The sequence below is a fragment of the Janthinobacterium sp. BJB304 genome, from assembly GCF_002735765.1.
GTDB lineage: Bacteria > Pseudomonadota > Gammaproteobacteria > Burkholderiales > Burkholderiaceae_D > Janthinobacterium.
In genome coordinates, this window is record NZ_PDZN01000012.1 from 1 (window position 1) to 23,152 (window position 23,152).

Genomic DNA, 23,152 nt, shown 5'->3' on the forward strand with positions numbered 1-23,152 from the left:
GCGCAGGAGGGGGCGGCGCAGGACGGGGGTGCCGCTCATGGCCGCCCCGGCACGGGCGCGCTGCCCAGGGTCAGCCACAGCAGCTCGCATTCGGCGCCCACGGTGGGCGCAGCTCCGCTGCCTGGACCGGCCCCGGCCGCAGCGTGGCGCTTGAGCGTGCAATCCTGCACGGCGAAATACCCGGCCTGGCGCAAATCGTCCAGCAGGTTCAGCAAATCCATCTCGTGCAGCAAATCCATCTGCAGGCGCATGCGGCTGCCGCGCAGCTGATATTGTCCCATCACCATGGGCAACGGTACTTGCAGCCCTTGCTGCGGGCTGATGTCATAGCTGATCGGCAGCAGTTTGCGCTGTTCCTGGCTGCGGCGGATGGCGTCGATCCAGGCCAGGCGGTTTTCCTCGCCGATCAGGCCGCGCTGGCGCAGGGCCAGGAATTGCGGTTCGTAGGCGCGGATTTCCTGCTTTTCCGCCTCCGCATGGTTGAACAGGAGGGCGGCCGCCGAACGCGTGCGCTGGGCCAGGTCCAGCTGCTGCGCTTCACGCGCCCGGTAGGCGGCACTCAGGCTCAGCAGCACCACGCTGGCCAGCAAGGTCAGCGCAAAGCACAGCAGGGCGCGGCGTATCAGGTGCAGTTCGCCCAGCCAGGCGGGCAGCGCGCGCGCGGGCGTGCCGCTCCGTTGCATGCCGGGCAGGGGCGGCTGTTTGACGGGGCCGCTCATGGCTGCCACGCGAGCAAGAGGGTGAAGCGGGCCTGGCTGGCCGGCGCCGGCACGGCGCTCTTGCCGGACAGGGCCGCGCTGGGGCGCAGGTCGAGCGGCGTTTCCTCGATCGTCACCTGCATGCCCGGCTGGCGCGCCAGGGTTTGCGCGAAGGCCGTGATGGCCGCCAGGGCCGCGCGGTAATCGTTGTTCGGCATGGCCACGTCCGCTTCCAGGCGCAAGGCCTGCGGCGGCGCGACGGGAATGCCGGCCAGGGCGCTGCCGGCCGGTGCGCCCGTACTTTGCTGCTGCTGTGGCGGCGTCTGACTGCTCGCCACGCGCGCGGTCGCCTGGCCCGCATGCCAGTGCAGCTGGCCCAGCGCGACTTGCGGCGCCTGGTCCAGTGCGGCGCTCAGTATGCCCAGCATCCGGCCCGGCTCCGGCGCCTGGCTGGCGATCATGTGGCCCAGGGTCACGGCCACTTTCATGTTCTGCGTCTTGGCCGGCGCCGGCGGCTGGGTCGACATGACGCTGCGGTAGCGCTGCTGATAGGACGCCGTTTCCTGCGCCAGGCGTTCGATGGCGGCCCCGTCGGCTATGCCGCCGAGCAAGTTAATCGCGCACCACAGGGCCGCCGATGCGCCGATCAGCGTGCTGGCGCCATACAGCGTCTTGCGCGCGCGCTGGAAATGGTAGTAGCGGGCCAGCGCGCCGGGCGGATAGTGGCTGGACGGCGGATGCTTGCCCAGCAAAGTCAGCAGCAATTCGTCGGCCAGCGCCGGCGTGCGGCGCAAGCCCACCCGTTCGCCCGCCAGCTGCAGGTCGATGAAGTGGTAAGCCACTTCGACGCCGTTGTCGCACAGCAGTTCGAGCTTGGCGATTTGCGCGGCCGGCGCCAGGATGACGGTATTCAAGACGTCGCCGCGCGCCAGCATGCGCGTGCTGGTGAGAAATTGCCGCGTTTTTTCCGTTTCCAGCGCAATATTCACGGCCACGCCGTCGAGCGCGATGGTGGCCGTCTGGCGCGAAAAGCGCAGCTGGCCCTTTTCATAGTAGCTTTGCCGCAAGCCGCCCGACTGCTGCGTCACCAGCAGCAAGTGTTCGTGCGCGATCGACAGCTTTTTGACCAGCGCGATACTGAGCAGGCTGGTCGAATAAATGCCGGCCACGGGCACGCGCAAGTGCTCGAGCGCCTCCGTCCATGGCTGCAGCAAGGACGGGTTGGTCAGCGCAAAGAACAGCACCTGGTCGTCGTGGCGGCCCGTGCTTTCACGGCCCAGCAGGGTGCTGCCCCGGTAGGGCGTGTCGCGGTGTAATTGCTGCTTGCGCCGCTCCAGCAGGGCCCGGCCCGCCTTGCCGCGCACGTGGGGCAGCAGCTGGCGCTGGAAATCTTCCTCGATCAAGTCCGTCAGCAGGTAGGCGGGCACGTCCAGCCGTTGCCCCTGCGGATCTTCCAGCCACGCGGCGAAACCGTCCAGCCCGGCCGCGCTGGCGGGGAAGGCCTGACCCTGGCCCAGCACGCCGTGGTCCCAGTCGTAGGCGCACAGGGCATCGCTGGTGATGTAGAGTAATTGTTTGCGGAACACGGCGGTCTCAGGTCTCGGGTCTCAAGTTTTCATCGTGCTGATGGTGTCGTAGATCGGCCCCAGCACTGACAGCATGATCCAGCCCAGCAGCAGGCCCAGGATGACCGTCATGGCCGGCTCGATCATGGCCTGCACTTTTTCAATCAATTCCTTCACTTCGCGGTTGTAAAAGTAACTGACATTGCGCAAGGCCGTGTCCAGCGAGCCCGTGGCCTCGCCCACCTTGAGCATGCGGATCACCAGCGGCGGGAAGATGCCCGTATGCTGGAAGGCGGCGGTCACGCCATGGCCTTCGCTGATCAGCTGGGCGGCGCGGCGCAGGCCGGCCGCCACCACCTGGTTGCCGGCGATGCCTTCGGACAGGCGGATGCATTCGAGTATCGTGATGCCGGAAGCATACATCAGGGCAAAAAAAGTGGCGAAGCGGGCCAGGATGATCTTGTGCAGCACGGGGCCGACCAGCCACAGCCGCAGCTTCAAGCCATCCCACGCATAGCGGGCCGCCTCGCTGCGGCGGATCAGCGCGCGCAGGCCGAAAAACAGCAGCACGGGCAAGGCCAGCAGCACATACCAGTAATCGATGAACACATTCGATACAAAGATCAACACGCGCGTGTGCAGCGGCAGCTCGCCGCCCATGTTGCGGATGAACGCCGTCAGCTGGGGTACCAGATAAATCATCAGGAAAAACGTCACGCCCGCCACCACCAGCGCGACGATGACCGGGTACATGACGATCTTGCGCGTCTGCGAGGCCAGCTCGTCCTGCCACTTCAGGCTTTCCGACAGGTTCTTGAACACTTCGGCGATCTTGCCGCTCTGTTCGCCCGCCAGGATCAGGCTGGTAAACGTGGCGTCGAAGATGTCGCCATGCTGGGCCAGCGCGCCCGACAGCGGCAAGCCGCCTTCGATGCTTTCGATCAGATCCGTGACGACTTCGCGCAGGCGCGGGTGGTCCGTGCTTTCGCGCAAGTCGTTCAAGCCTTCCAGGATGGGCACGCCCGCGCCCGTCAATTGTTCCATATGGAAGCAGAAGTTGATCAGGTCGCGGCGGTGGATGACCCGCTTGCCCAGCAGCACCAGATACTGGCCCGTGATCTTGCAGTCGATCAAGTCCAGCTGCATGCGGTGCAGGCGCGCTTCCAGGTCCGGCACGTTGGCCGCCTCCATGCTGCCGGGAATCAATGCGCCGGCGGCATCCATGGCGCGGTAGACATATTGCGCCATCAGGCCAGCCTTTCCGTCAAGTCGACCACGCGGCCCACTTCTTCCAGCGTGGTCACGCCTTCGAGCACGCGGCGCACGCCGTCGTCGACGATGCCCTTGAAGCCGGCCACGCGCGCCGCGTTCTTCAATTCGCGCGAACTGGCGCGGCGCGCCGTCAATTCATCGAGTTCAGCCGTCATCTTGAGAATTTCCATGATGGCCAGGCGGCCCTTGTAGCCCTGGTGCGCGCAGCGCTCGCAGCCGACGGCGCGGCAGATGGACGCGGGCGCATCGCTTGCTGCCAGGCCCAGCAGGCGGCGCTCGATGTCGTCGGCGATCACGGTTTCCTTGCAATGCGGACACAAGCGGCGCACCAGGCGCTGCGCCACGATGCCGATGATGTTGCCGGCCATGATGTCGGGCAGGATGCCGATGTCGAGCAGGCGCGCCACGGAACCGATGGCCGAGCTCGTATGCAAAGTGGAATACACCTGGTGGCCCGTCATGGCGGCGGCAAAGGCCATTTCCGCCGTTTCGCGGTCGCGGATCTCGCCCACGAGGATGATGTCCGGGTCTTGCCGCATCATCGAGCGGATGCCGTCGGCAAAGCCCAGCTTGACCGATTCGTTGACGGAGGTCTGGCGTATCATGTTCATCGGATACTCGACCGGGTCCTCCAGGGTCATGATGTTGACGCTTTCCGTATTGATATGGTTGAGTATCGAATACAGGGTGGTGGTCTTGCCGCTGCCTGTCGGGCCCGTCACGAGGATCACGCCGTCGGGACGGGCGATCATCAGTTTGAGCAAGTTCAGTTCCGCTTCAGCCAGGCCCAGCCCGTCCAGCGGGACGATGCCCTTTTGCCGGTCCAGCACGCGCAGCACGACGTTTTCGCCATGCGTGGTGGGTTGCGCGGACGCGCGGAAGTCGATTTGCCGACCGGAAAACTTGATGCTGATGCGTCCATCCTGCGGCGCGCGCGCTTCGGCGATATTCATGTTCGACATCACCTTCAGGCGCACGGCCATGGCCGGCCAGTACGATTTGTGCAGGCTGCGGATTTGCCGCAGGATGCCGTCGATGCGGTAGCGGATGCGCAGGAACGACTGTTCCGGCTCGAAATGGATGTCCGAGGCGCCGTTCTGCACGGCGTCGGCCAGCAGCGCGTCGATCAGGCGCACCATGGGCTGGCTGTACTCGTCCGATGGCGACGCCATGCTTTGATAGCTGACTTCGCCCGTTTCGATTTCGTGCAGGATGCCGTCGATCGACAATTCAAAACCATAGTACTGGTCGATGGCGCGCGAAATGTCCGATTCGTTGACGAGCACGGTGGAAATCGTGATGCCCTTGACCAGCATGGCGCTGATCTGGTCGAGCGCGACGATGTTGCTGGTGTCGGCCATGGCCAGGATCAGGTTGTCCGCCTGCCGCTCGTAGACGATAGGGAAAACGCGGTAGCGCTTGGCCACGTCCTTCGGGATCAGCTTCAGGGCGATGGCGTCGACCACCAGGCTCGACAGGTCCGCACTGACCTGTTTCAGGTTTTCGCTGAGGGCCTCGCGCACGGTGGCTTCCGTGACGAAGCCAAGGGTGATCAGCAGCTTGCCCAGCGGTTCGCTGCTGCGCCGCTGCTCGATGAGGGCGATGCGCAACTGGTCTTCGCTGATCACCCCTTTCTGGATCAGCAATTTGCCCAGCGGAAGTTTTGCCTGTTCTGCCATGTAGTACTTATTCCTGACGGGGTGGGATGGTGGCCGGCTCGGCCGGGGGCGGTGCTGCCGGCGCGGGGGCCGCCAGTTCGCGCAAACGCGTTTGCACGACGGCCTGGTCGAACGCGGCGGGCGTGGTTTGCGCCAGGGTCAAGGCGCGTTGGTAATACGTGGCGGCCAGCTTGGGCTGGTTCAGCCGGTCCAGGCCCACGGCCAGGTTGAAGGCATAGTCGGGATTGCCGGGCGCGGCGCCGTAGGCGCGGAAAAATTGCTGCTGCGCTTCGTTCCAGCGGCGCTGCTTGGCATACACATTACCCAGGGCAAACAGCACGGGGCCGCTGTCGGGGGTGCGGGCCAGGATGGCTTTCAGCCTGGCTTCGCTCTGCACGACGTCGCCCTGGCGCAGGCCGATCAGCCCGGCCAGCGCGACGCCATCGTCCGGGTTTATCTCGAGCAAGCGCACGTACAGCGATGCCGCCTGCGCGCCCTGGTTCTCGCGCAGGGCCACGGCCGCCAGGCCCAGCAGCGCGTCGCGGTTGTTGGCATCCTGCCGCAGCACGCTTTCATATTGCTGGCGAGCAAGGCCCAGCTGGCCCCCGTTGAAGGCTTGGTAGGCTTGCTGCACGCCTGGGTTGATTTGCGGCGCCGTATCGTTGCGCAGCACCTGGATCTGGCTATTGTCGGGCGCGGCCACCGGTGGCAGGCTGGGCTGCGCAGGCGGCGGCAGTTGCGCCAGCTGGGCGGCCACGGCCGCTTGCGCGGCGGCCTGGATCATCGCCTGCTGTTCCGCCGCGCCGGCTGGCGGGCGCTGTTCGCGCGGCGCGTCTTGCGGCAGCGGTGCGGGCGCCGGGGCATCCGGCAGAACGCCGCCGGCCCCAGGCAGCACCACGATGGGGCCGGCAACGCCGGCCGTGCCCGGGGCGTCCGTCAGCGGCATGGGTACGCCGGGCAGGTTGGCGCCCGCGCCGGGGCTGCTGCTGGCGCGCCAGTACCAGTACGCCATCGATCCCGCCACCAGCAGCAGGATCGCCAGCAGCACGGCCAGGCGCACGGTGGCCGGGTCGACGCTGATGGGGCCGGTGGGGCCTTTCGGCGGCGGATTGCTGCGGCTGGCGCGTGGCTTGGCGGGCGGCGGTTCCGGACGGGCGCGCGGCGGCTCGGGGGGCGGGCCAGGTGGCGTGCCTTGCTGTGAACCGGGCTGCGCGCCGCTGGACTCGGGCTGCGGCGCGGGAGCGTCCTGCAGCGGTTCCAGGCGCAAGCTGCTTGCCGGCTGCGCGGGGGGCGGCGCGGCAGGCGCTGGGCGGGGCGGCAGGGCGTCGGCCGGCGCCAGTTCCAGCACCTGGTCGTAGGCTTCGGACGGCTTTTCCAGTTCTTCGTCGGAAAGGCTGTTCTGCTTGGCGCGCTCGGCTTTCTTGAGCGCCTGCATCAACAAGCTCATGGGACGTCTCCCTGCAGGCGTGCCTGCGGCTGGACGGCTGGCGCCGGCGGGCCATCCGTGTACGGCTGGCTGTTGAGCGGCGCCTGGCCGGGCAGCAGGTAACGGTAGTCGCGGTAATCGCCGTCGATGCTGGCATCCTTGACCACGACGGGGCGCATGAAGATCACCAGCTCCGTCTTGCTGCTTGCCTCATTACGATAGGTAAACAAATTGCCCACGATGGGCAGGCTGGATAGGCCGGGCACGCCGTCCTTGGCATTGTCGATGGAATCCTGCATCAGGCCGCCCATCACGGCGATCTGGCCATTGCCCACTTTCATAATCGATTCCAGCTCGCGCGCCTGGATCACGGGCACGCGGCTGATCACGCTGGCCGTGGCCAGGGCCGGATTCGGGTCTTGCACATAGCCCACGATGCGCGTGATGGTGGGGCGCACATTGAGCGTGACTTCGTCGCTGTCGGAAATCTGCGGCGTGACGCTCATGACGAAGCCGACGGGCACCGTTTCCAGTTTCGATTCATAGGTGGCGGGTGTGGTGATGGTGCCCGTCGAGCTGATCACGGCGGGCGTCACCTTGATGGTAAAGAAGACATTGTTGTCGACTACCTTCAGCATGGCCGTCTGATTGTTCAGTACGCTGATTTTCGGGCTGGACAGCACTTTCACCTTGCCGAACGATTCGAGCAGCTGGATGGTCGTGGCGAAACTGTCCTTTATGTAGTTGAGCACGAAGATGCCGGGTGTGGAGCCGGGCGTGACGCCGCTGCTGAGCGGCGAGGTGCCCACCTGCTTCTGATTCAGGCTCAGGCTGCCCGTCAGGCGCGACCAGTTGATGCCTTGCTGATATTCATTGCTCAGGCGCACCTCGATGATGGTCGCCTCGATCAACACTTGCCGCTTGGCACTGTGCAACACGGCATCGAGGAATTCGGCGATCTTTTCGTGTTGGCGCCCTGTGGCCCGCACGGCGATCAAGCCGCCTTCCACGTTGACGACGACGGACGAGGGGCTGCCCTTGTTGGCCAGTTTTAATAGCGGCAGCCCGTTCGCGTCGAGCTGCTGGCCAGGATTCGCATTCTGGTTGGGTGCCTGCTGGCCTGGCGCATACTGGCCGCCAGTCTGCATCGGCGCCTGGCTGCCGTATTGGTTGCCGCCCTGATTCTGCTGCTGGCCCGGTTGGCCTGGCTGACCCGCTTGTCCCTGCTGGCCTGGCGTATTGCCCTGTGCGGCCGTCAATTGCTGGTTCAGCTGCGCCAGCGGGTCGACCTGCACGTCGTTGAGCGTGGTGTCGCGCAGCAGGTCGCGGATATTTTTTTCCAGGCTGTACCAGAAGTTATTTTCCGAACGATTCACGACCAGGGTGGTCGAATTGTTATTGCCGTTGCCGCCGCTGCCTTGCGTGCTGCCAACGGGATTGCTGGCGTTGTTCGACCCGCCGCCCGCCGTGGAAATTTGCGTAGCGATATTCACGCTGCTGTTGGTGCTGCGCGCGATGTTGACGTAATCGATCTTGTAATTGCGCCATACGGGTGCGTCGGGCAGCACCGTCAGGTTCTTGCCATCGATTTCGTAGCGCATATCGACTTGCTTGCCGATACGTGCCAGCAATTGCGGCAGGGTCTGGTTCAGCGCATTCAGGGTGACGCTGCCTTCGATCTGCGGGTGGATGTCGATATTCATGCCCGCGTCGCGCGCCAGCGCGAACAGCAGCGATTGCACGGGCACCTTGTGCACGGTGACGCTGTAGGTTTCCACTTTAGGCGCGGGCAAGGGCGCGGCCAGCGCGCTGCTTTGCTGCACCGGTTCGGGAATGGCGCCGCCGGCGACGGGCGCGGTATTGAGGTGGGCAGGCGACAGCGGCATTTGATGCGTGGCGCAGCCGGACAGCACGGTGCCGCAGGCGAGGGCGACCCAGGAGGTCAGCACAGGAATAGGGTGTTGATTCATGAAAAGTTCGCCCTTGGAGTCATGTTGTGCTTTTGTAATTTTACCCAGCATGATCGCCTAAAAGCAATCGACTGTGCGGGCCCTGGAGGCAATATACCGAAATAAAGTCAGGGGGTACCACGCGTCGTTTGTACCGTTGCCGTGGCTTTCATTTCCGTACGGATACTATCTATGTCGTTCAGCAATATTTTCTGTGGCGACGAGGGGGCCAGCCTCGCCCAAACGGCTTCGGCGCTGGCCCGGTCGGCGAAGCTGCCGTAGACGATGTCCAGGCGCGCGGCGGCGCTCGCGGGCGCTGCGCCAGGCAGGCGAAACACGTGGAGGTCACGCAGGCCGATCGCTTGCTGCGCCTGCTGCAGGAAAGTTTCCGCCGCGGCCGTTTCGGTGGCGGGCAGGCTGGCGATTTGCAGCACCAGTTGCTGCGGCCTTTGCCGTGCCAGCCAGTCGCGCGATTCGGCCAGCTTGCTGTCGAGCAGCGTCGACGGCGCCGGCAGCGGTGCGCGTGGGACGGCAGCCGGGGCCGAGATAGCCGCCGTTTGGCCCGGTACCAGCCATTGCCACAGCAGTGCCGCAGCCAGCAGCAGCATCAGCGCGCTCAAGACGCCCGCCAGCAGCTTGCCCGCATGCCAGGGCGGGCGGTGGAAGGGGCTGTCGGCAATGGCCAGGCGCACGTGGCGCGCGCTGATTTCCTGCGCATCGTCCGCAAACGCGGCCAGCAAGGCCTTGTCGGCCAGGATATTGATCCTGCGTACGATGCCCTGCGCCGCGCGCGCCAGCCGGCGCAGCGCGGCAGGCGTAAAACCGAGCGGCGCCATGCGGCCGGCGGCGGCCAGGCGGCACGCCAGATAATCGTTCAGCAAGGCTTGCGGCAGGCGCGGCACGGTGAAACTGTGGGTGATGCGTTCCTTCAATTGGCGGAACTGGGGCAAGTCCAGGGTGTGCTGCAATTCCGGCTGGCCAAACAGCACGATTTGCAGCAGCTTGTGACTGGCCGTTTCCAGGTTCGTCAGCAGGCGCAGCGCTTCCAGGGTGGCGCCCGGCATGGCTTGCGCTTCTTCGGCCAGCAGCACCACCTGGCGCCCGGCCGCATGCCTGGCGATCAGCTCGCCGTGCAGGGCGCGCAGCGCGGCATCGGCGCGGCATCCGTCCAGTTCCAGGCCCAGTTCGGCAGCGATGGCGTGCAGGACTTCGTCCGGCTCCAGGCAGGGATTGAGCAGGTACAGCACGTCGACCTGGGGCGGCAGGCGTTCGGCCAGCATGCGGCACAGCATGGTCTTGCCGCTGCCCACTTCTCCCGTCAGCTTGATGATGCCTTCGCCTTGCGTGACGGCATACAGCAGCGCATCGAGCAGTTCGCCCCGCGTATTGCCGGGATAGAAAAAGGCCGGGTCCGGCGTGATGCCGAACGGCGCCGTGCGCAAGCCGAAATGGCGCAGATACATGCCGTGCGGCGAGGGCGCGTAGTGGCTGGAAACCTGCGTGTCGGTGTTCATGCCGCGATGCAATTGAGAAAAGCCTGCTCCAGGCTGGCGTCTTCCGTACCGCCGTGGCTGGCGCGGCATTCGGCGGGCGTGCCCGTAAATACGATGCGGCCCGCATGCAGGATGGCCATGCGGTCGCACAATTCTTCCACATCGGCCAGCGCATGCGAGGTGAGCAGGGCGCCGCGGCCCTGCGCATGCGCTTGCCGCAGCACCTGCTTGAATTGCGCGCGCGCCTTCGGGTCGAGTCCGCTCATCGGTTCGTCCAGCACCAGTTGCGGCTTGCCCGACAGCAGGCAGGCGGCCAGCCCCAGTTTCTGCATCATGCCTTTCGAATAGGCGCGCGCGGGACGCAGCAAGGCATCCGGCGCCAGGTCCAGCGCGTCCAGGGCTTGCTGCACGGCGTGCGCATCGGGCCGCACATCGTGCAGGCGCGACAGGTAGCGCAGGAAGTCGCCGCCCGTCAGGAAATAGGGCGCCTGGAAACGTTCCGGCAGAAACGACACGGGCTGGCGCGCCGCGCCGTGCCGGTGCGGCCGGCCGAAGATGGCGATCTCGCCACGCTCCGGTGTGCAAAAGTCGAGCAGGCATTTGAGCAGGGAAGTCTTGCCCGCGCCATTTACGCCGACCAGGCCGAACAGTTCACCCGCGCGCACCTGCAGGTCGACGCCGCGCAGCACGGCGCTGCCTGCCAGCTGCAGATGTACGTTGTGGAACTCGATGGCGCAGGCGTTCATAGGGGCAATGGTCGGCAGGGAAGACGGTGAACGACCGCCATTATTGCCATGGGCGCAGGCGGGCGGCAAGTGTTTCCTTGCATCGTGTTGAAATGCGCAAAAATCAAATGATGGAATGTATTTTCTTTAAGAAACAACAGGTTCTGGAATAAAATGCCTGTGCGCGCCGCAGGCGTGTATCTTCTGTGAAATTTGTTTGTCGAGGAGTAAGCAATGGCAAGGCCAGAGAAAGTCCGGCTCGGTGAAATTTTGGTGCAGCAGAAGTTGCTGACGGAAGAACAGTTGGGCCAGGCCTTGACGGAACAGAAGCGTTCGGGACGCAAGCTGGGCCGCGTTTTTGTCGAGCACGGCTTCGTCACGGAAGAGCAGATCTCGGGCGCGCTGGCGCGCCAGCTCGACATTCCTTATATCAATCTGAAGTTTTTCAACATCAATCCCGAACTGGTGCGGCTGCTGCCGGAAACCCAGGCGCGCCGCTTCCGCGCGCTGGTGCTGGAAGACCGCCGCGAGGGCTTGCTGGTCGGCATGTCCGATCCCACCGACCTGTTCGCGTACGATGAAATCTCGCGCCTGGTCAAGCGCCAGATCGAACTGGCCGTGGTCAATGAAACGGAAGTGCTGGCCGCCATCGACCGCATCTACCGCCGTACGGAAGACATCTCGACCCTGACGCGCGAGCTGGAGCAGGATCTGGGCGACGTTTCCGTCGACTTCGGCGCGCTGGCCGCCAATCCGGGCCTGGAAGAGGCGCCCATCGTCAAGCTGCTGCAATCGGTGTTCGAGGATGCCACGCAGGTGCGCGCCTCCGACATCCACATCGAGCCGCAGGAAGGCCGGCTGCAGATCCGCTTCCGCATCGACGGCGTGCTGCACCTGCAGACGGAAGCGGACAGCAAGATCGCCAGCTCGCTGGCGCTGCGCCTGAAACTGATGTCGGACCTCGATATTTCCGAGAAGCGCCTGCCGCAGGACGGCCGTTTCGCCATCCGCGTGAAAAACCAGCGCATCGATGTGCGTATTTCCACCATGCCGACGCAGTACGGCGAATCGGTGGTGATGCGTCTGCTGAACCAGGGCGGCACGACCTTGCGCCTGGACGCCATCGGCATGCCGCCCAAGCTGGTGCAGCAGTTCCGCGCCATCGTCAGCCGCCCGAACGGCCTCGTGCTGGTGACGGGGCCGACCGGCAGCGGCAAGACGACGACCCTGTACTGCGCCTTGTCCGAACTCAATTCCGTGGAAAAAAAGCTCATCACGGTGGAAGACCCCGTCGAGTACCGTTTGCCCGGCATCAACCAGGTGCAAGTCAACGACAAGATCGAACTGAACTTTGCCAGAGTGCTGCGTTCGGCCCTGCGGCAAGACCCGGACATCGTGCTCGTCGGCGAGATGCGCGACCAGGAAACGGCGCAAATCGGCTTGCGCGCCGCCATGACGGGCCACCTGGTGCTGTCGACCCTGCATACGAACGACGCCATCAGCACGCCGCTGCGCCTGATGGACATGGGCGTGCCCCGCTACATGGTGGGCAGCTCGCTGCAAGCCGTGCTGGCGCAGCGTCTGGTGCGCGTGATCTGCGAAAGCTGCAGCACGCCGTACCAGCCCACGCCGAACGAATACGAATGGCTGCGCCTGGAATTGGGCGAGCTGGTCGAGCGCAACCAGTATTTCCACGGCAAAGGCTGTTCGCATTGCAATGGCATGGGTTACCGGGGCCGCACGGGCGTGTACGAATTGCTGGAAATTACGCGCGCCGTGGCCGATGCCGCCAACCATGCCGATCCATCGCACTTCATGAAGGTGGCGACGGCGCAGATGGCGGGCGACACCTTGCGCCGCCACGCCGTGCAGCTGGTGGTGCAAGGCCGCACGACGGTGATGGAAGCGATGCGCATCAGCAACCAGAGCGAGGATTGACGTGGCGTTTTTTGCTTACAAAGCGCGCAATGCCAACGGCGAACTGCTGACGGGCGTGATGGAAGGGGCCGACAGCGGCGCCGTGGCCGACCAATTGATGGCGGGCGGCAGCACGCCCGTCGACATCAGCGCCACCAAACAGACGGTGGCGGGCGCCGGCGCCAGCAAATTGGGCTGGTGGGACAAGCTGACCGAGAAAAAAGTCACGCCCATGGACGTGCAGCTGTTCAGTCGCCAGCTGTACACCCTGCTCAAGGCGGGCGTGCCCATCATGCGGGGACTGGCCGGCCTGCAGGAATCCGCCATCAGCCCGGCGTTCGGGCGCATCATCAAGGACGTGCGCGAGTCGCTGGACGCGGGGCGCGAACTATCGGCCGCCATGGCGCGCCATCCCGCCATCTTCACGCCGTTTTATCTGTCGATGGTGCGCGTGGGCGAAATGACGGGGCGCCTCGATGAGGTCTTCCTGCGCCTGTTCGATCACCTGGAATTCGACCGCGACATGCGCGCGCGCGTCAAGTCGGCCACGCGCTACCCGAGCTTCGTCGTCTTCGCCATGGTCGCCGCGATGATCGTGGTGAATATCTTCGTCATTCCCCAGTTCGAAAAAGTGTTCGCCAGCTTCCACGCGGAACTGCCCCTGATGACGCGCTTCCTGATCGGCACCTCGCGCTTCACGGTGACCTACTGGCCCATCCTGCTGATGCTGGGAGTGGGCGGCTTTTTCGGCTGGCGCGCCTGGCTGCGCACGAAAGAGGGCCTGTATAAATGGGATCGCGCCAAGCTGCGCCTGCCGATTGCCGGCAAGATCATCCTGAAGGGCACGATGGCCCGCTTCGCCCGCAGCTTCGCCCTGTCGAGCACCAGCGGCGTGCCCATCGTGCAGGCGCTGACAGTGGTGGCGCAAACGGTGGACAACACCTACCTGAGCGCGCGCGTGGAGCAGATGCGCGACGGCGTGGAGCGGGGCGAAAGCATTTTGCGCACCTCGGTGGCGGCCGGCGTATTTACGCCCGTGGTGCTGCAGATGATCGCCGTGGGCGAGGAGTCCGGTTCGCTCGACGACCTGATGGACGAGATCGCGGACATGTACGAGCGCGAAGTCGATTACGAGCTGAAAACCCTGTCGGCGCAGATCGAGCCGATCCTGATCGTCTTCCTCGGCGCCATGGTGCTGGTGCTGGCGCTTGGCATCTTCCTGCCGATCTGGGACCTGGGCCGCGCGGCCCTGCACTGATGGCAACACCGCTCCGCCAGCGCGGTTTCACGCTGTTCGAACTGGCCGTCGTGGCGAGCCTGTTCGCCATCCTGGTGGGCGTGTTCCTGAACCGGGCCGGCTACTACCAGCAGCAGGCGCAGCAGCTGGCTATGGCGCAGACGCTGGGGGCCTTGCGCACCGGCTTGCGGGTGCAGGTGCTGCAGCTGTACCTGGCGGACGGGCGCGCGCGCATACCGGCGCTGGCGCGGCAAAACCCGTTCGACTGGCTGGCCGACAAGCCGGCCAACTACCTGGGCGAATTCGATGCCCCCGTGCTCGATGAATTACCCGGCGGGAATTGGTTGTACGACAGAAAAGAACAAAAAATCATCTATTTGTTTAGTAATGGCAATATTTTTCCCGGTTCAGAGCTTGATGCAGTGAAATTTAAGGTAATCTTGCCAGGTGCAGACGCCGATATTGACAAGCTCGTCCAGGAACCCGATATTGTGGTGTGGAAATAGCCTGACGCGCTGCAACGGCGTGCCGTGCAGCGCACGTTTCATGGCGTTGGTTTTGATGTTTTTATTTGATTTTGGAGAAGCTGGTATGAAGAAATCCTTACGTAGTATGAAAAGCGGCGCCCAGGCGGGTTTTACCCTGATTGAACTGGTCGTCGTCATCGTGATCCTGGGTATCCTGGCAGCGACGGCCATTCCTAAATTCGTCGACATGTCGACCGATGCGCGCATCGCCAAGATGCAGGCGGCAGCGGGCGCCTTGAAATCCGGTTCGGCCCTGTTCCACGCACAATGGCTGGTCAAGGGTTCGCCTGCCGACGCCGTTGCCGTCAACATGGAAGGCACGGACATCAAGGGCATCAGCGGCTACCCCGGCATCGCATCGCCTGGCATCGCCTCGGCGGCAGGCGGTCTGGTTGACTACGATACCACCACCGTTGCGGCGACGGGAACCGTGCTGACGGTGTTGCCTGATAACAAGCATACAAGTTGCAAGGTGACCTATACGACTGCCGTGGCTGCGTCAGGCACCACGCCAGTCCTGCCGGCGGTGGTTGACGCGACGGCCCTGACCTCGACCAACTGCAGCTAATCCGGGCGTGCAGCTGCCATGCCGGCAAGCCGGCATGGCCACGCCATGTTTTCCGCCCGCCCAACGCCAGGCCATGCCGGTTGGGCTTTTTTACGGGTATTGCCATTGTCCCTGCCATCGACCACCTTGCCGCAACGTATGACGCTCTCGCGGCCCAGGCTGCGGCGCCGCGCGCGCGGCTTCACGCTGATCGAACTGGTCGCGGTGCTGGTGATCGCCGGCCTGCTGGCCACGTTTGCCGTTTCGCGGTTTTTCCAGCGCGATGCCTTTGATGCGCGCAGTACCAGCGATCAGGTGGCGAGTATCGTGCGCTATGGACAAAAGCTTGCGGTGGCGCAAAACCGTCCCGTGTTTGTGCGCATCGACGGCAAAAGCGTGGCGCTGTGCTTCGACGCCGCTTGCAGCGATGCGCAGAAGGTGGTGCCGCCCGCCGGGACGAACAGCGGCAGCAAGGAAACACTGCTCGCTTGCAGCGACAGGAGCAACTGGCTGTGCGAAGGATGGCCTGCGGCCGTTACGCTGACGGGCGGCGCGGGGTTTTACTTTGACCCGCTGGGGCGCCCGTATTACGCGGCGTACGGCGATTTTTCCACTATCCTGGTGCTGACCGTGGTTGCGGGCGGGCAGCAATACCAGGTCAACGTCGCACCGGAGACCGGCTATGTGTACCGCTAGGCGCCGTGCCACCAGGCGCGGCCAGGCCGGCGTGACCCTGATCGAACTGGTGCTCTTCATCGTCATCGTGGGCGTGGCGGTGACGGCCATCCTTGGCGTGATGAGCTTGACGACGCGCAATAGCGTCGACCCGCAGCTGCGCAAGCAGGCGCTGGCCATTGCGCAAGGCATGCTCGACGAAATCGAGGGCGCGCGCTTCACTTATTGCGCAGTGGACGACCCGGCAGCCGAGACGGCGACCGGCGAGGCCGGTTGCGCCACGAAGGAAGCGTTTGGCATACAGGGCGCCACCACGCAGCGGCCTTACGACAACGTCAATGATTACGTGGCCAGCGACGGCGGAACCTCGACATACACCACGGACGTGGCCGGCAACCCGTTCTCAGCGCTTGCCGGCCAGTATGCGGCGACGGTGAGCATCAATACCGTTGCGCTGAACGGCATCGCGGCGCCCAAGGTGCTGCATATCCAGGTCAGCGTCGCCTATGGCGACAAGCAGCAGGTCGTACTCGACGGCTATCGCACGCGCTACGCGCCGAACAGCATCCCATGAATACCTCTTCTTTCCGGCGCCGCGCGCGCGGCTTTACCCTGGTGGAGATGATCATCGTGATCGTCATCACGGGCATCATCGGCGGCATGGTGGCCATGTTCATCCGCCTGCCCGTGCAAGGTTATATCGATGCCAATGCCCGCGCCGACCTGGCTGACCTGGCCGATACCGCCACGCGGCGCATCGCGCGCGACGTGCGCCTTGCCCTGCCGAACAGCGTGCGCGTCAGCGCGGACGGGAAATACCTGGAGTTGCTGTTGACGAAATCGGGCGGCCGCTACCTGTCCGAGGACGATGCACCGGGTCTCGGAGCCGTGCTGGCCTTCAATCCCGTCGCCGCCGGCGCGAACGCCAATCAATTTACCGTCGTCGGGAGCGCGCCGGAGATCGCGCCCGGCGACTTTATCGCCGTCTACAATATGGGCGACAACCTGCCGGAGGCCTACGGCTGTGCCGTCAACGCCGGCATTTGCAATCTGGCGCAGGTCGATGCCGTCAGCGGCACGCTGGTGACCCTGAAGAGCAATCCCTTCCTCGCGCAGGCGCCGCTGAAGTTCCCCTCGCCATCGCACCGTTTTCAGGTGGTGACGACGCCTGTCAGCTATGTTTGCGATCCGCAGGCCGGTACCCTGATGCGTTATTCCGGCTATGTCATCCAGGCGGCGCAGCCGCTCGATGCGGCGGCGGCGCCTTTGTCAACGGCCCCCGTGCGCGCACTGCTGGCGCAAAAAATCCTGAAAAACACGGTGACGCAGTCTGGTCAAACAGAGGCTCCCCCCGAAGGCTGTTTTACCTATGGGGTGTTGAAGAACGGGCCGCGCGGCCTGCTCAGCATCGTCCTGAGCCTCGGCGCGGAAAACAGCAATACCGGCACGCTGCGCCTGGTGCAGCAGGTACAGGTCAGTAACACGCCATGAGCGCCATGAGAATATTTCCCTCGCGCCGCATGCGCGGCTTCAGCCTGGTGACGGCCATCTTCCTGCTGGTGGTGCTGGCGGGGCTGGGCGCCGTGATGGTGAACGTGTTTACCCTGCAGCAAGTTGAATCGGCGATGGACGTGCAGGGCGTGCGCGCCGAGCAGGCCGCGCGCGCCGGCATCGAGTGGGGCGTGTACAGCCAGCTGATCGATGGAAACTGCGCTCCTTCCGTGTCGTTTGCCTTGCCGGCAGGCACATCGCTGTCCTCCTTTTCTGTCAGCGTACAGTGCGTCAAGGCCACGGGTCCGGGCACACTGAGCAGCTGGACCATCACGGCCACGTCCTGCAACCAGCCGGCCGCGGCCGAGCCGTTATGTCCGCACGCGGGCAACAACCCCGATTACGTCCAGCGCCGCCTGCAGGCCGTGCTGTCGCAGTAAGGTCAACTGCTTGAAAAAAAGATCGCTAATTTATTGTTTTTACACAACAAAATTGGTTTCATGAATTAGAATTGGCTTGATGCATTATCTGCGCGACAAGTCGGGCAGGCACTTACACTGGATAGTTCGCATGGGTTTATTCGCAAGAGCAAGAAAATACGATGGCTGGCTGGCGACGGCGTTTGGCCGCGAAGGTGTCAGCGCCGTCGTTGTCGAGCGTCCCGCCGACGGCCTGCCGCGCGTGCTGTGCTCCAGTTACCAGGCGGCGGAACGGCCCGCGTCGGCCGAGGTGCTGGAAAAGCTGGGCAAGGAACTGCAGGCCGCGGCGCGCCACTGCAGTACCGTGCTGGCCGGCGGCGAGTACCAGCTGCTGTCGCTGGAAGCGCCGGCTGTGCCGCGCGAGGAATTGAAGACGGCCGTGGGCTGGCGCCTGAAGGACATGCTGGACTTTCCCCTGGCCGAGGCCACCATCGACGTGTTCGACATCCCCGGCGACCCGAATGGCACCCAGCGCGGCAGCAGCGTGTTTGCCGTCGCCGCGCGCAACAGCGCCGTGTCGCGGCGCCAGGGGCTGTATGGCGTATGCAAGATCGGCCTGTCCGTGATCGATATCCCGGAAATGGCGCAGCGCAATATCGCCACCCTGCTGGAAACGCCGGGGCGCGGCATCGCCGTGCTGTCCTTCGATGGCGACGGCGGCTTGCTGACCATGAGTTTCAATGGCGAGCTGTACCAGGCGCGCCGCATCGATGTGACCTTGCCGCAATTGCACTCTCCCGACGCCAGCCAGTATTACGATCGTGTCACCCTGGAGCTGCAGCGCTCGTTCGACCACTTCGACCGCCAGTTCCACTTCATTTCGCTCTCGCGCCTGATGCTGATGACGGGCGCCAGCGATGGCTTGCACGGCTATCTGGCCGATAATCTGTACATGCCGGTCGAACGGCTGGACCTGAATCAGGTGTTCGACTTTTCCCGGGTTGCCGCTTTGCGCGAGCCGGACATGCAGGCGCGCTACTTCCTGGCGCTGGGCGCGGCCTTGCGCGAGGGGGGCATGCTCCCGGGCAAGAGCGAAGGGAAGGGCGCATGAGCCAGCAGATCAATCTGTTCAACCCCCAGTTCGAACAGACGACCCACCAGATGTCGGCGCGCACCGCCGGCGCCTGCCTCGGTGCGCTGGCGCTGGGCTTGCTGCTGCTGTGCGTGCTGGGCCAGCGCTCGCTGACGGAACTGCAGCGCCAGGACGAGGATGTCCAGGCGGCGCTGGCAAAAGAAGAGGCGAGGCGCGACCAGGCCTTGCGTGATTTTCCGCCACGCAAGAAAGATCCGGCGCTGGCGCAGGAAGTCGCGGCCGCCGAGGCGCAGCGCCAGTTGCTGCTGGATGCGTCGGCCGTGCTGGCCAGTGGCGAACTGGGCAATACCCAGGGCTTTGCCGGCTATTTCCGCGCGTTGGCGCAGGCCAGGGTGGAAGGCGTATGGTTGACGAACATCAATATCGCCGGTGCCGGCAGTGAACTCGGCTTGCAGGGCCGCGCCTTGCGCGCGTCGCTGCTGCCCGCGTATATCACGCGTTTGGGCCAGCAGGATGTGCTGGCAGGCAAGAGCTTCGCCAGCCTCGACATCGGCCAGCCGCCGGTGCCGGCGGTCACCGAAGGCAAGGCACCGGCGGCGCCGTATGTGACTTTCAGCTTGCAATCATCAAGCCAGCTTGCGGCGTCCGCCGCGGCAGCGGGAGGAAAACACTGATGCAGCCCTTGCTGAAAAAATGGGCCGCTGCCTTCGACGCCCTCAGCCGGCGCGAGCGGCTGATGCTGTTCGGCGCGGGCGTGGCCGCGCTCCTGTTCGTCTTCTATTTTTTGTTCTTTAATCCGCTGTTCGCGAAACGGGCGGCGCTGCATGCGAGCATTGCGCAAAAGCAAAACCAGAAGGCAGCCATCGCCAAGGAAATCGAACTGACCATGCTGGCGCACGCAGTGGACCCGGACCAGAATGCGCGCGCGCGTCTGGCGGCCCTGCTGGCGGAAGGGGCGAGAATGAAAGAGCAGCTGCGCCAGAAGCAGCACGGCCTGGTGGCGCCCGAACGCATGGTCGCGCTGCTGGAACAGTTGCTGCGCCGGCATGCCGGCCTGCGCGTGGTCGCGCTGAAAACCTTGTCTGGAGGTGGCGTGGGCGCTTCCCCGGCAGCCGCAGCGTCCGGCGACGGCGCCGCCAAGGCAAGCGCCCCGGCGCCCCTGCTGCACCGGCATGGCGTGGAAGTGGTGCTGCAGGGCAGTTATGCCGACATGCTGCAGTACATGCAGGCGCTGCAGGCGATGCCGACGCGGGTCTTCTGGGGCCAGGCCCGCCTGGAGGCCGAAACTTACCCGCAAGCGACGCTGACCCTGACTTTATATACCCTCAGCATGGATGACACATGGATCGCACTGTGACCGCCGGCCGCGCGCCGCGCCGCTGGGCGCCGCTCCTGGCGCTGTGCCTGGCCTGCAGCGGCGTGCAGGCGCAGGCGCTGGACGACCCCACGCGCCCGCCCGCGGCCCTGTGGGCGCCCGCCAGCGCCGCTCCCGTCGCGCCCGCGCAGCCGCGCCTGCAATCGGTGCTCATCTCCACCCAGCCGGGCGGCCGCCGCCTCGCCGTCATCGATGGCCAGACAGTCAAGGTCGGCAGCAAGGTGGGCGACGCCGTGGTGACGGAGATCCGCGACACGGCCGTATTATTGCGGCGTGGCAAAACACTGGAAACCTTCAAGCTGTACCCGGGCAGCAAGACACCGCCTCAGACCGACAGCAAGACCGACCGCAAGCAGGAGTAGAAGAAGTGGCCAAGCAATTCAATCAACACAAGGCGAGCATGTTCAAGATCAGCACGATGGCGGCGCTTGTCAGCGTCAGCCTGGGCCTGGGCGGCTGCAATGTCGCGCCCGTCAAGCGCGACACCTATAATGCGATTACCGACGCCGTCAAGGGCGCGGCGGCCACCACCACGCCGGCAGCCCAGCCCGATGCCGTGGAAGCGGCGCTGCTGCCGCCCGTGGCGGCCCTGGCCCAGCAATTGCCGAAGGCCCGCGCCGCGCTCGACGAGCGCTTCAACGTGGCCTTCAACAATGTGCCGGCGCGCCAGTTCTTCACCTCCATCGTGGCCGGCACGCGCTACAACATGCTGGTTCATCCTGATATCGGCGGCACGATTTCGGCCAACCTGAAGGACGTGACCCTGTTCCAGGCGCTCGACGCCGTGCGCGAGCTGTACGGCTACGACTACAAGGTCGAAGGCACGCAGATCTACATCAAGCCCCTGACCATGCAGACGCGCTTGTTCCATGTCAATTACCTGACGGGCGCGCGCAGGGGCAGTTCCAACCTGCGCGTGTCGTCGACCTCGGTGGGCTCGGTCGGTTCGACCAATTCGGGCGGTTCGGGCAGCAATGGCAACCAGGGCAACAACCAGAATAGCGAGCAGAACCAGCAGACGAATGGCGGCCAGGGCGGCCGCACCCTGGACAGCAGCAACCTCACCACCTCGTCCACGGCAGACTTCTGGCCGGAATTGAAGGCGGCGCTGGAAGCCATCGTCGGCAGCACCGAGGGCGGCCGGCAAGTGGTGCTGAGCCCGCAGTCGGGCGTGATCGTCATCCGCGCCATGCCGGAAGAGCTGCGCAACGTCGACATGTACCTGAAGGCCACGCAGCTGTCCGTCGACCGCCAGGTGATCCTCGAAGCGAAAATCCTCGAAGTCGAGCTCAACGACAACACGCAGACGGGCATCAACTGGGCTTCGTTCGCCTCGATCAAGAGCGGCCACACGAACCGCATCTCGACGGGCTTCATCCAGCCGGGCGGCAGCCTGGCGCCGCTGCCGTTCAACGGCGGCCAGCCGCCCAACATGACGAATGGCAGCGGCCTGACGGCCAGCAGCGGCTTCGGCCTCAGTTCGGCGGCGACGGCGGCCGGCTCCATGTTCGGCCTGGCGTTCCAGACGGCCAACTTTGCCGCCATGATTTCCTTCCTGGAATCGCAGGGCTCCGTGCACGTGCTGTCGAGTCCGCGCATCGCCACCATGAACAACCAGAAGGCCGTGCTGAAGATAGGCACGGACGAGTTTTACGTGACGGGCGTGTCCACCACCACGAATACGACGGCCAGCGGCGCTACCACCAGCCCCAACGTGACCTTGCAGCCGTTCTTTTCCGGCGTGGTGCTGGACGTGACGCCGCAGATCGATGCGGATGGCAACATCATCCTGCACGTGCACCCGTCCGTCAGCCAGGTGTCGACCATCAGCAAGGAAATCGACCTGGGCAGCGCCGGCTCGCTGAAACTGCCGCTGGCCGCTTCCAGCACGTCCGAGATGGACAGCATGGTGCGCAGCCAGGATGGGCGCATCGTCGCCATCGGCGGCCTGATGCGCCAGGCCACGACCTCGGACCGCTCGCAGGTGCCGGGCGCGGGCGATATTCCCGTGCTGGGCGCGCTGTTCCGCAACACGGGACAGGTGATCCAGAAGCGCGAACTGGTGGTGCTGATCAAGCCGACCATCGTCGAAGGCGCCAACAGCTGGAACGAGGACTTGCTCGATTCGGGCAAACGCATCGAGGCGCTCGACCCGCGCCGGCCGTCGGAGCGGCGCTAAATGTACCAGGCCCATTTCGGCTTGCGCGAGGCGCCGTTCGGCCTCACGCCCGATACCAGTTTCTTTTTCAACGGCCCGCAGTCGCAAAAGGCGCTCAACACCTTGCTGGTGGCGGCGCGCAATGGCGAGGGCTTCATCAAGATCACTGGCGAAGTGGGCACTGGTAAAACCTTTTTGTGCCGCAAGTTCATGCAATCGCTGGGGCCGGATTTCGTCACGGCCTATATCCCGAATCCTAACCTGCCGCCCCGATCGCTGATCCTGGCGCTGGCGGACGACCTCGATGTATTGCTGGAGAAAGATGCGGATCAGCACCAGCTACTCAAATCCCTCAACTTGCGCCTGCTTAACCTGGCGGCGCAAGGCAAGCGCGTGCTGCTGTGTCTGGATGAAGCGCAGGCGATTCCCGTCGACAGCCTCGAAGCGCTGCGCCTGCTGACGAACCTGGAAACGGAAAAACGCAAGCTGCTGCAAATCGTGCTGTTCGGCCAGCCCGAACTCGACGTCAAGCTGGCCCTGCCGGAAATCCGCCAGCTGGCGCAGCGCATCACCTTTCACTACCACCTGGGACCGTTGTCGCGCGACGACGTGGATTTCTATGTGGCGCACCGTCTGCGCGTGGCCGGTTTCGATGGCGCGCGTCTGTTCAGCCGTGGCGGCGTGCGCAAGCTGTACCAGGCTTCCGGCGGCATCCCGCGCCTGATCAACATCATGGCGCACAAGGCGCTGATGGTGGCGTATGGCGAAGGCCGGCAGCAGGTCAGCGGGCGCCACGTGGCGCTGGCCGCCAGCGATACCCTGGCCAGCAAGCCGCGCTTGTGGCGGAAGCCTTGGCCATGGCTGGCTGGCGCCGGCGTGCTGGCCGCCGCCTGCGGCGTGAGCTGGACTTTATTGAACCGATGACGA

Annotated in this window: 22 protein-coding genes; 14 read left to right on the plus strand and 8 right to left on the minus strand. The window is 64.7% G+C overall.

All coding sequences use genetic code 11. The features are described from left to right. Positions 1-35: 35 nt before the first annotated feature. The 8 genes from CSQ95_RS15375 to CSQ95_RS15410 form a co-directional block, all read right to left on the minus strand. Positions 36-719, minus strand: coding sequence for a hypothetical protein (locus CSQ95_RS15375; RefSeq protein WP_227741991.1), 684 nt, complete (start codon positions 717-719; stop codon positions 36-38). Further along, entirely contained in the window at positions 716-2,284 is a 1,569-nt protein-coding gene (locus CSQ95_RS15380) for a hypothetical protein (RefSeq protein WP_099410126.1), read from the minus strand. Before CSQ95_RS15380 ends, CSQ95_RS15375 begins: the two co-directional genes overlap by 4 nt. A 21-nt stretch (positions 2,285-2,305) precedes the next feature. After that, a complete protein-coding gene (locus CSQ95_RS15385) occupies positions 2,306-3,511 on the minus strand; it encodes a type II secretion system F family protein (RefSeq protein ID WP_070224564.1) in 1,206 nt (401 codons plus the stop codon). Continuing rightward, on the minus strand, positions 3,511-5,214 hold the full coding sequence (locus CSQ95_RS15390) for a GspE/PulE family protein (RefSeq protein WP_099410127.1): 1,704 nt from the start codon (positions 5,212-5,214) through the stop codon (positions 3,511-3,513). The genes CSQ95_RS15385 and CSQ95_RS15390 overlap by 1 nt, the downstream gene beginning before the upstream one ends. 7 nt (positions 5,215-5,221) lie before the next feature. Next, positions 5,222-6,640, minus strand: coding sequence for a tetratricopeptide repeat protein (locus CSQ95_RS15395; RefSeq protein ID WP_257218059.1), 1,419 nt, complete (start codon positions 6,638-6,640; stop codon positions 5,222-5,224). After that, positions 6,637-8,589, minus strand: coding sequence for a pilus (MSHA type) biogenesis protein MshL (locus CSQ95_RS15400; RefSeq protein WP_099410231.1), 1,953 nt, complete (start codon positions 8,587-8,589; stop codon positions 6,637-6,639). The genes CSQ95_RS15395 and CSQ95_RS15400 overlap by 4 nt, the downstream gene beginning before the upstream one ends. Before the next feature lie 107 nt (positions 8,590-8,696). After that, positions 8,697-10,082 (minus strand): ExeA family protein, encoded by a 1,386-nt coding sequence (locus tag CSQ95_RS15405; RefSeq protein ID WP_257218060.1) that lies wholly within the window; start codon positions 10,080-10,082, stop codon positions 8,697-8,699. Then, positions 10,079-10,807, minus strand: a complete 729-nt coding sequence (locus CSQ95_RS15410; protein ID WP_099410128.1) for an ABC transporter ATP-binding protein — start codon at positions 10,805-10,807, stop codon at positions 10,079-10,081. The genes CSQ95_RS15405 and CSQ95_RS15410 overlap by 4 nt, the downstream gene beginning before the upstream one ends. A 213-nt stretch (positions 10,808-11,020) precedes the next feature. Between CSQ95_RS15410 and CSQ95_RS15415 the strand changes: the two genes are divergently transcribed. From CSQ95_RS15415 to CSQ95_RS15480, 14 genes are all read left to right on the plus strand, one after another. After that, positions 11,021-12,724: a GspE/PulE family protein gene (locus CSQ95_RS15415; protein ID WP_070291524.1), complete on the plus strand. Its 1,704-nt coding sequence runs from the start codon at positions 11,021-11,023 to the stop codon at positions 12,722-12,724. A 1-nt stretch (position 12,725) separates the two neighbouring features. After that, a complete protein-coding gene (locus CSQ95_RS15420) occupies positions 12,726-13,961 on the plus strand; it encodes a type II secretion system F family protein (RefSeq protein WP_070291525.1) in 1,236 nt (411 codons plus the stop codon). Then, complete coding sequence (locus tag CSQ95_RS15425; protein ID WP_099410129.1) at positions 13,961-14,446, plus strand: type II secretion system protein; 486 nt, start codon at positions 13,961-13,963, stop codon at positions 14,444-14,446. The genes CSQ95_RS15420 and CSQ95_RS15425 overlap by 1 nt, the downstream gene beginning before the upstream one ends. 85 nt (positions 14,447-14,531) lie before the next feature. Beyond that, positions 14,532-15,035: a type II secretion system protein gene (locus tag CSQ95_RS30290; RefSeq protein ID WP_070291527.1), complete on the plus strand. Its 504-nt coding sequence runs from the start codon at positions 14,532-14,534 to the stop codon at positions 15,033-15,035. A gap of 138 nt (positions 15,036-15,173) precedes the next feature. After that, complete coding sequence (locus CSQ95_RS30065) at positions 15,174-15,710, plus strand: Tfp pilus assembly protein FimT/FimU (protein WP_070291528.1); 537 nt, start codon at positions 15,174-15,176, stop codon at positions 15,708-15,710. Beyond that, positions 15,697-16,263 carry a type II secretion system protein gene (locus CSQ95_RS15440; protein WP_070220264.1) on the plus strand — a complete coding sequence of 189 codons (567 nt, stop codon included), beginning with the start codon at positions 15,697-15,699 and terminating at the stop codon, positions 16,261-16,263. Before CSQ95_RS30065 ends, CSQ95_RS15440 begins: the two co-directional genes overlap by 14 nt. Further along, positions 16,260-17,180: a prepilin-type N-terminal cleavage/methylation domain-containing protein gene (locus tag CSQ95_RS15445; protein WP_099410131.1), complete on the plus strand. Its 921-nt coding sequence runs from the start codon at positions 16,260-16,262 to the stop codon at positions 17,178-17,180. The genes CSQ95_RS15440 and CSQ95_RS15445 overlap by 4 nt, the downstream gene beginning before the upstream one ends. Positions 17,181-17,185: 5 nt before the next feature. After that, positions 17,186-17,620, plus strand: a complete 435-nt coding sequence (locus CSQ95_RS15450; RefSeq protein WP_227741989.1) for an agglutinin biogenesis protein MshP — start codon at positions 17,186-17,188, stop codon at positions 17,618-17,620. Positions 17,621-17,750: 130 nt separating this feature from the next. Continuing rightward, positions 17,751-18,710, plus strand: coding sequence for an agglutinin biogenesis protein MshI (locus CSQ95_RS15455; RefSeq protein ID WP_099410132.1), 960 nt, complete (start codon positions 17,751-17,753; stop codon positions 18,708-18,710). Then, positions 18,707-19,366 (plus strand): PilN domain-containing protein, encoded by a 660-nt coding sequence (locus CSQ95_RS15460; protein ID WP_099410133.1) that lies wholly within the window; start codon positions 18,707-18,709, stop codon positions 19,364-19,366. The genes CSQ95_RS15455 and CSQ95_RS15460 overlap by 4 nt, the downstream gene beginning before the upstream one ends. Next, positions 19,366-20,049 carry a type II secretion system protein GspM gene (gene gspM / locus CSQ95_RS15465; RefSeq protein WP_070220254.1) on the plus strand — a complete coding sequence of 228 codons (684 nt, stop codon included), beginning with the start codon at positions 19,366-19,368 and terminating at the stop codon, positions 20,047-20,049. The genes CSQ95_RS15460 and gspM overlap by 1 nt, the downstream gene beginning before the upstream one ends. Further along, positions 20,034-20,429: a hypothetical protein gene (locus CSQ95_RS15470; RefSeq protein ID WP_076571069.1), complete on the plus strand. Its 396-nt coding sequence runs from the start codon at positions 20,034-20,036 to the stop codon at positions 20,427-20,429. The genes gspM and CSQ95_RS15470 overlap by 16 nt, the downstream gene beginning before the upstream one ends. Positions 20,430-20,467: 38 nt before the next feature. After that, positions 20,468-22,246, plus strand: coding sequence for a pilus (MSHA type) biogenesis protein MshL (mshL, locus tag CSQ95_RS15475; protein ID WP_099410233.1), 1,779 nt, complete (start codon positions 20,468-20,470; stop codon positions 22,244-22,246). Continuing rightward, entirely contained in the window at positions 22,247-23,149 is a 903-nt protein-coding gene (locus CSQ95_RS15480) for an ExeA family protein (protein WP_070220250.1), read from the plus strand. Positions 23,150-23,152: the final 3 nt, after the last annotated feature.

Coding starts and splice junctions, on each gene's coding strand:
- CSQ95_RS15395 (WP_257218059.1), bottom strand. CDS start 6,640: ATGAGCTTGTTGATGCAGGCGCTCAAGAAAGCCGAGCGCGCCAAGCAG.
- CSQ95_RS15390 (WP_099410127.1), bottom strand. CDS start 5,214: ATGGCAGAACAGGCAAAACTTCCGCTGGGCAAATTGCTGATCCAGAAA.
- CSQ95_RS15385 (WP_070224564.1), bottom strand. CDS start 3,511: ATGGCGCAATATGTCTACCGCGCCATGGATGCCGCCGGCGCATTGATT.
- CSQ95_RS15460 (WP_099410133.1), top strand. CDS start 18,707: ATGAGCCAGCAGATCAATCTGTTCAACCCCCAGTTCGAACAGACGACC.
- CSQ95_RS15470 (WP_076571069.1), top strand. CDS start 20,034: ATGGATCGCACTGTGACCGCCGGCCGCGCGCCGCGCCGCTGGGCGCCG.
- CSQ95_RS15400 (WP_099410231.1), bottom strand. CDS start 8,589: ATGAATCAACACCCTATTCCTGTGCTGACCTCCTGGGTCGCCCTCGCC.
- CSQ95_RS15375 (WP_227741991.1), bottom strand. CDS start 719: ATGAGCGGCCCCGTCAAACAGCCGCCCCTGCCCGGCATGCAACGGAGC.
- CSQ95_RS15450 (WP_227741989.1), top strand. CDS start 17,186: ATGAGAATATTTCCCTCGCGCCGCATGCGCGGCTTCAGCCTGGTGACG.
- CSQ95_RS15405 (WP_257218060.1), bottom strand. CDS start 10,082: ATGAACACCGACACGCAGGTTTCCAGCCACTACGCGCCCTCGCCGCAC.
- CSQ95_RS15455 (WP_099410132.1), top strand. CDS start 17,751: ATGGGTTTATTCGCAAGAGCAAGAAAATACGATGGCTGGCTGGCGACG.
- CSQ95_RS15480 (WP_070220250.1), top strand. CDS start 22,247: ATGTACCAGGCCCATTTCGGCTTGCGCGAGGCGCCGTTCGGCCTCACG.
- CSQ95_RS30065 (WP_070291528.1), top strand. CDS start 15,174: ATGACGCTCTCGCGGCCCAGGCTGCGGCGCCGCGCGCGCGGCTTCACG.
- CSQ95_RS15415 (WP_070291524.1), top strand. CDS start 11,021: ATGGCAAGGCCAGAGAAAGTCCGGCTCGGTGAAATTTTGGTGCAGCAG.
- CSQ95_RS15410 (WP_099410128.1), bottom strand. CDS start 10,807: ATGAACGCCTGCGCCATCGAGTTCCACAACGTACATCTGCAGCTGGCA.
- mshL (WP_099410233.1), top strand. CDS start 20,468: ATGTTCAAGATCAGCACGATGGCGGCGCTTGTCAGCGTCAGCCTGGGC.
- CSQ95_RS15445 (WP_099410131.1), top strand. CDS start 16,260: ATGAATACCTCTTCTTTCCGGCGCCGCGCGCGCGGCTTTACCCTGGTG.
- CSQ95_RS15440 (WP_070220264.1), top strand. CDS start 15,697: ATGTGTACCGCTAGGCGCCGTGCCACCAGGCGCGGCCAGGCCGGCGTG.
- CSQ95_RS30290 (WP_070291527.1), top strand. CDS start 14,532: ATGAAGAAATCCTTACGTAGTATGAAAAGCGGCGCCCAGGCGGGTTTT.
- gspM (WP_070220254.1), top strand. CDS start 19,366: ATGCAGCCCTTGCTGAAAAAATGGGCCGCTGCCTTCGACGCCCTCAGC.
- CSQ95_RS15425 (WP_099410129.1), top strand. CDS start 13,961: ATGGCAACACCGCTCCGCCAGCGCGGTTTCACGCTGTTCGAACTGGCC.